Consider the following 1,234-nt stretch of genomic DNA (forward strand, 5'->3'; position numbering starts at 1 on the left):
AACGGTCCTAAGGTAGCGAAATTCCTTGTCGGGTAAGTTCCGACCTGCACGAATGGTGTAACGATCTGGGCGCTGTCTCAGCCATGAGCTCGGTGAAATTGTAGTCACGGTGAAGATGCCGTGTACCCGCAACGGGACGGAAAGACCCCATGAACCTTTACTGCAGCTTAGCATTGGTACCGGGTAAACGATGTGTAGGATAGGCGGGAGGCTTTGAAGTGGCGTCGCCAGGCGCTGCGGAGCCGTTGTTGAAATACCGCCCTTTGTTTGCTTGGTATCTAACCCCGCAGAAGCGGGAGACATTGCTTGGTGGGTAGTTTGACTGGGGTGGTCGCCTCCAAAAGGATAACGGAGGCTTCCAAAGGTTCCCTCAGCACGCTTGGTAACCGTGCGCGGAGTGCAATAGCATAAGGGAGCTTGACTGTAAGGCCGACAAGCCGAGCAGGGTGGAAACACGGGTATAGTGATCCGGCGGTACAGCATGGAATGGCCGTCGCTCAAAGGATAAAAGGTACTCTGGGGATAACAGGCTGATCTCCCCCAAGAGCTCATATCGACGGGGAGGTTTGGCACCTCGATGTCGGCTCGTCACATCCTGGGGCTGGAGAAGGTCCCAAGGGTTCGGCTGTTCGCCGATTAAAGTGGCACGCGAGCTGGGTTCAGAACGTCGTGAGACAGTTCGGTCCCTATCTGTTGCGGGCGTGGGAAGTTTGAGGAGCGCTGACCTTAGTACGAGAGGACCGGGTTGGACTGACCGCTGGTGTACCGGTTGTGGTGCCAACTGCACTGCCGGGTAGCTACGTCGGGAAGAGATAAGCGCTGAAAGCATCTAAGTGCGAAACTCCCTCCAAGATGAGACTTCCAAACAGGGCCGTCAGAGACGATGACGTCGATAGGCTGCAGGTGCAAAGTCAGTAATGACAAAGCCGAGCAGTACTAATAGCCCGAAAACTTGCTTCAGGTCAGCCCTGTTGCATTCTCTGCAAGACATATCATTAGTAGAGTCTAGAGGCGAGAGCCGAGAGATTAGACTCTTACAGGACATAAGATATTAGGAGATGATGAATGCGTTGAACAGAGTCTAACAGTCTCGTTTTTCGCTTCTGAGCATCTCAAAGATTAGGCGGCCTTGCGCAGGGGTCCCACCTCTTCCCATCCCGAACAGAGAAGTTAAGCCCTGCAGCGCCGATGGTACTGGGGTTACACCCGGGAGAGTAGGCCGCCGCCACATTAT

The 1,234-nt window shown here is 54.4% G+C and carries 2 rRNA genes; both read left to right on the forward strand.

What is annotated here, in order from left to right:
• A 23S ribosomal RNA gene (locus tag NU887_RS21060) occupies nucleotides 1-960 on the forward strand; the annotation flags it as partial.
• Between the two features lie 159 nt (nucleotides 961-1,119).
• Nucleotides 1,120-1,231, forward strand: a 5S ribosomal RNA gene (rrf, locus tag NU887_RS21065).
• The last annotated feature ends 3 nt before the right edge of the window (nucleotides 1,232-1,234 follow it).

The organism is Aquiflexum gelatinilyticum (genome assembly GCF_024741135.1).
Lineage (GTDB): Bacteria > Bacteroidota > Bacteroidia > Cytophagales > Cyclobacteriaceae > Cognataquiflexum > Cognataquiflexum gelatinilyticum.